The organism is Mycobacterium sp., assembly GCF_044342925.1.
In the GTDB taxonomy this organism is placed as follows: Bacteria; Actinomycetota; Actinomycetes; order Mycobacteriales; family Mycobacteriaceae; genus Mycobacterium.
Genome location: NZ_JBIIOV010000204.1, coordinates 1 through 5131 on the forward strand (window position 1 = coordinate 1; position 5131 = coordinate 5131).

General features: G+C 66.1%; 5 protein-coding genes and 1 pseudogene. 1 reads left to right on the top strand and 5 read right to left on the bottom strand.

What is annotated here, in order from left to right; all coding sequences use genetic code 11:
- The 3 genes from ADBZ6I_RS15860 to ADBZ6I_RS15870 all read right to left on the bottom strand — a co-directional run.
- Positions 1-1378, bottom strand: a 1378-nt coding sequence (locus tag ADBZ6I_RS15860) for an AMP-binding protein (protein WP_526385514.1), incomplete at its 3' end; no start/stop codon positions are given.
- Positions 1371-2237, bottom strand: a complete 867-nt coding sequence (locus tag ADBZ6I_RS15865; protein ID WP_526385516.1) for an alpha/beta fold hydrolase — start codon at positions 2235-2237, stop codon at positions 1371-1373. The genes ADBZ6I_RS15865 and ADBZ6I_RS15860, both read right to left, overlap by 8 nt.
- Before the next feature lie 324 nt (positions 2238-2561).
- Positions 2562-3011, bottom strand: a complete 450-nt coding sequence (locus ADBZ6I_RS15870; RefSeq protein WP_526385518.1) for a rhodanese-like domain-containing protein — start codon at positions 3009-3011, stop codon at positions 2562-2564.
- A gap of 83 nt (positions 3012-3094) precedes the next feature.
- On the opposite strand from ADBZ6I_RS15870, the pseudogene ADBZ6I_RS15875 reads away from it, so the two are divergent.
- Positions 3095-3496 (top strand): annotated as a pseudogene (locus ADBZ6I_RS15875) (flavin monoamine oxidase family protein); the annotation flags it as partial.
- A 27-nt stretch (positions 3497-3523) separates the two neighbouring features.
- On the opposite strand, the gene ADBZ6I_RS15880 reads toward ADBZ6I_RS15875, so the two are convergent.
- Positions 3524-3994 (bottom strand): DUF350 domain-containing protein, encoded by a 471-nt coding sequence (locus tag ADBZ6I_RS15880; RefSeq protein ID WP_526385520.1) that lies wholly within the window; start codon positions 3992-3994, stop codon positions 3524-3526.
- A partial coding sequence (locus ADBZ6I_RS15885; RefSeq protein ID WP_526385522.1) for a glutathionylspermidine synthase family protein occupies positions 3991-5131 on the bottom strand: 1141 nt, incomplete at its 5' end. The genes ADBZ6I_RS15880 and ADBZ6I_RS15885, both read right to left, overlap by 4 nt.

Sequence of the window (5131 nt, forward strand, 5' to 3'; positions counted from 1 at the left end):
AGACCCAGAGCCTGCCCGCAGCGTCGAGGTAACCGACATCCCCGAAGCGGTGCCAATCCCCTTGCGGGTCGGGCACTTTGTTCTTCCGCGTGGCATCGGGGTCGAGATAGTACTCGGGACTCACGTGCTTTCCCCGCACCAGGATTTCGCCGATGTGCCCCGTGGGTAGATCCGACGTTTCCTCGATGGAATCGATGGGACCGTCCGCGATGTCGATGATCGTCAACTCGACGCCCGGCAGGGCGTAACCCACACAGATGCCGGCACCCTGCTCGGTCAAGTCCCACAAGCCGTCAAGGTGCTCGCGACTGCTCAACTCGGTCGACGGCATGGCCTCGGTGGCACCGTAATTCGCCGCCAGCTCACCGTCGGGAGCCATCACCGCGCCGAGCATTCTTTCGACTGGACCCGAGATCGGCGCCCCGGCCCCGATCACTCGTTTCAGGGAGGGCATCGTCAGGTTGCGAGCGAGCGCTTCGCGGGCCAGGTTCTCGATCAGGATCGGCGCGGCGAAAAACGACCCCACCCTGCAGTCGTTGATGACCTGGATCAGAGCGGCCGGGTCCACCTGGGCCGGGCCCTGCCGGGCAAAGTCGATGGGCGGCACCACCATTGTGCCGCCGGCGCTGATGGGGATGAACAGGAACGCGGGGAAGACGGCCAGATCCACCGGGACCTCGTCGCCCTTGTCGAAGCCCCAGCTGTGGTGGGCGTTGCGGAACAGTTGACAGAAGTTGCGATGCAAGTACAGCGACGGTTTCGCGGGCCCGGTGCTGCCGGTGGTGTAGAGAATCGCGCAGGGATCGTCGGACCCGACGTTCGGCGGCGTCGGCTCGCCGGGTGCGTGTTTTCGCAGTGACCTGATCGAGTGCGCGCCGGGGAAGGGCGGAAACCCGGTGATGATGCGGCCGCCCGGCAGCAGTGGGCTTTCGGTGAGAACAAGCTTGCGGAGGTCGCGAGGACCCCACCCGAAGGTGATCCGCCCGAGGTGCGCGAGTGCGTTGCCCAGGAACGCCTCCGGTTGCACACGGCTGAGCCGCTCGGCGACGTTGCGATAGCCCACCGAAGGGTCGATCCAGATGGTGAACGCCCCCACCCGCGTGAGGGCCACGCCCATGACGCAGGTCTCGTAACTGGGAGGCGACATGCAGACGATGCGGGTCCGCTCGGCGATGCCCATCTCACGCAGGCCTACGGCGACCGACTCGACGTCGGCCGACAGCTCGGCGTAGGTGTGCGGTTTGTAGCGGCGTTTGCCCAAGCCCTCCCAGCCGTCAAGGTCGATGACCGCGATGCGCTCCGGGTCCTCGCGCGCGACCCGCAACACGATGTCAGCGAGGTTGAAGATGTCGTCGGGGAACGGGTCCATCTCAGGCATTCGTCACCGCGGCAGAGTCCAGGAACTCATCGATGATCGAGGCGACCTCATCCGGCTGCTCCAGCATCAGCAAGTGCCCGGAACCGGGGAGCCATTCCTGGCGAGCGGGGTGCAGGGTCGAATTCAGGCGGACTCCCGCCTTGGGCGAGACGATCTTGTTCTTCATGCCCCAGATGGTGCAGATGGGCGGGAACCCCGGCGGCGGCGCGAGGTTGTCGATGACCGAGTAATTCTCCAGGTCGTCGAGCACCCCGAGCAGCGATTCCAGCTGGCCGGTGGCCGCATAGGGCTCGACGATGTCGGGTCGGCGATGCACGTTGAGGGCGCGGCCGCGCGGCCCCAGCTGGAACAGGCTGGCAACTGAGCCGATGCCATTGGTGAGCTTCAGGTGTCCCAGCACCCGGTACACCTGCCGATTGATTCCAGGCAGCCGCTCCCGCAACCACAGCAACGGTCCCAACCAGCCACCCAGGAACGTCGCCTCGGTGAGCGGGTTGCACAGCACCAGGGCCTTCACCCTGTCCGGATGGCGTTCGGTGAATGCCAGAGAGATGGCGCAACCCATGCAGTTGCCCACCAGTACGACCTTCTCCAGTCCCCGTGAGCTGACGAATTCTTCCAGCATCGCCACGTAGTTGCCCAAGGTGTACCCCGCCCCGGGCTTGGCCGAGTCGCCGAACCCCAGCAGGTCAAGGGCGAAGATCTCGTACTTACCCGCCAGTCTGTTCGCTACGTCCGCCCAAATGGCATGCGACGAGCCACCGTTGTGGAGCATGATCACCGGCTCACCCTGCCCGGTGTGCTCATAGGCGATCGACAATCCCCGGAAGTCGAAGCTCTCCAACGCAATCCGCCCCATCTATGCACGACGGGCCTTCTGATCCGGCTGACACCCGTTTTCTCGATCCAACCACGGCGCCGAGCACACGGGTAGTGGCAGAAGTCCCTAACCCGAACGCCAATCGCCGCTGGTTTATGGACCCAACCGTCCAAAGGCGGTTTCGCAGAGACGCGAAGCCGCTTCTTTTATACCTGGCAGCGGTCACGTCGACCCGCGCGGTCAGGGTTTCCCGGGGGCAGCTGGGTTGCTTCAGCGACGAGCACCTGCCTGGCCTTAGTCGCCTGGCCGCGGGGATTCGCGCGCAGGGGAGTGTGGCGATCCAGCCAGCCTCCCCATACCCCTCTAGCGGGTCAGCGGCTGACCGTCGGCGGTCCAGGCGACGGTGCCGCCGGTGAGCTCGTAGACGTTGGGCAGACCGGCATTCCTCATCTTGGCCACTGCGCCCTTGGAGCGGGCGCTGCTGCGGCAGTAAACCGCGTAGGTTCCGGCCGGGTCCAGCTGGGCCACCCGCTCGGCGTAGTCGGACTGCTGAACAGGGATGTTCACCGCGCCTTGGATGTGGCCGTCGGCGTACTCCTGCGGGGTCCGCACGTCGATGATCTGCACGCCGGGTTTGGCGATCAGCGACGCGAACTGGGCGACGTCCACCCGGCCGTAGGCCGGCTGCCCGGCGGGCGCCTCGGCGACGGACCCCACAGCGATGGCGGTGGCGTCGTTGGCGCATCCCGTAAGGCCACCAGCGAGAACGGCGGCGGCGGCGAGCGTCAGAACGGAGAGACTGACCGGTTTCATACCCCGTAGGGTATACCGGGTCGGCCGGTTTGGCGACGGGATTCCCGTGGATGTGACGTGCCGGGTACTCGCGCTCGCTCGCCTTCAACGTTTGCTTCGGCAACAGCCCGCCCGATTCCTCCTGCGGCGTGCTGGTGGGGTTCCTGGAGGGCGCCCACGCCCGCACCGCGACCGTTCTGAGCCCGCAGGAGCGCCGCGAGATTGTGCTCGGCGCGCTGGTGAAGTACTTCGGCCCGCGCGCGGGGGAGCCGTTCGATTTCCTCGAACAGGACTGGAACAAAGAGGAATTCACCCGCGGTTGTTACGGCGGGCGCCTCGCGGCCGGGGCGTGGACCCAGTACGGCAAGGCGCTGGCCGAGCCGGTGGGCCGCATCCACTGGGCGGGGGCGGAAACCGCGTCGGTGTGGAACGGCTACATGGACGGTGCGATCCGGTCCGGCCGCCGGGCCGCCGACGAGATCGTCGCCGCGGACCTACCCGTCTGAGCCGATTCCGGTGCGGCGGCTGGCCACCTAAAGGATCGCGATCGCGATGATGAGGCCGAAAGCAACATACCCGGCGATGATGACCAGCGCTTCGGGGACGAAGCGTTCCGCTGCCAGCACCCGGCCGATGTCGATCCCGGTGACCAGTCCGATCAGCCGCACGCACAGCGCCTGGCCTACCAGCCCGAGGACGCCGAAGATCAGCGTTCCCACGAGACCCTGGATGATGTCTCCGGACGAGGAGTAGATGGTCAGGACCACGATCAGGGCGACGGACACCACCCCGGCGGCGGCGATCGCCGCCGCGTTCGGTCGGCCGGCCATCACCAGTGTCCGCAGCGGCCCCGGTGTGGTCCAGTCGATGACGAAGAAGCCCAGCACCACCAGGGCCACCCCGACGATCGTGTACAGCGCGATGGCCGAAACGCCGTGCCCGACGGTCGACCAGTATTCGGTGTCCAGACCGGCTGCCAGCATCGAGACTCCTTCGGGGGTCATAACGTAATCCGGTGTGGCACAAAGGCCGAGATGTTGTCGGTGATCAGGCCGGGACTCTCGCGGATGCCCAGGCCGGCCGACTCGTCGCCGACGATCCACGCCCCCAGGCACGGATGCATGTCGTCGAATTGCGGGAGGGGATCGAACAACTGGTACACATAGCCTTCCGCCCCGTAGACGCCGCCGGTCTCCATGTTGTATCCGGGGGCCGCGACCGTGATGTTGCCGCCTTCGCGGCCGAGTTTGGGCTTGCGCAGATAATCGGTGAGCTCGTGCGGTTCGTCGAGGTAGGCCGGTAGCAGGTTCGGATGCCCGGGATGCATCTCCCACAGCACCGCAAGGATCGCCTTATTACTCAGCAGCGTCTTCCACAGCGGCTCCACCCACATCGTTTCGGGCAGCAGATCCACTGCGCGGCGACCGAATTCGTCGTCGAGCACCCACTCCCACGGGTAGAGCTTGAACACCGACGAGATCGGAGCTTCCTCCAGATCAACGAAGCGGTCCAGATCGCTGTCGTAGCCGAGCTGTTCGATCGCCAGGGCGACGGTGTGCAGGCCCGCTTCGGCCGCGCACTCCTGCATGTAGGCGAGGGTTACGTTGTCCTCGCCCGTCATGTCGGCCGATGACCACGTGAAATGAGTTTCTTCGCCGGCCAGCCGCAACCGGATCTCTCCCCACCGCTCGACCAGGCGCTCGTGCAGGGAGTTCCACTGGTCGTCGGCGGGGAAGACGTCGGTTTTCCAGTGCCACTGCAGAATCGCGGCCTCGAGCAACGTCGTCGGGGTGTCTGCGTTGTACTCCAGCAGCACCGGCGGGCGCTTTCCGTCGTAACGTAGATCGAACCTGCCGTACACGTGCGGGTCGCTGCGCCGCCAGGACTTCGCGATGGGCTCCCAGCTCCACTCCGGCAGCCCGAAGTCTCTGAACCGCTCCGTGAGCACCACCTGCTCGACGGCCTCCAGGCACATCGAGTGCAGGACCTCGACGCTGGCCTCCATGGACAGCACCTCGTCCATGTCGAACACGTAGTGCACGGACTCGTCCCAATAGGGGCGAACCGAGCCGTCGGCGTAACGGGCGGGTTCGTCGAAGCACATGCCCTGGGCGGCGACGATCTGCTCCCACCCCGGCCGG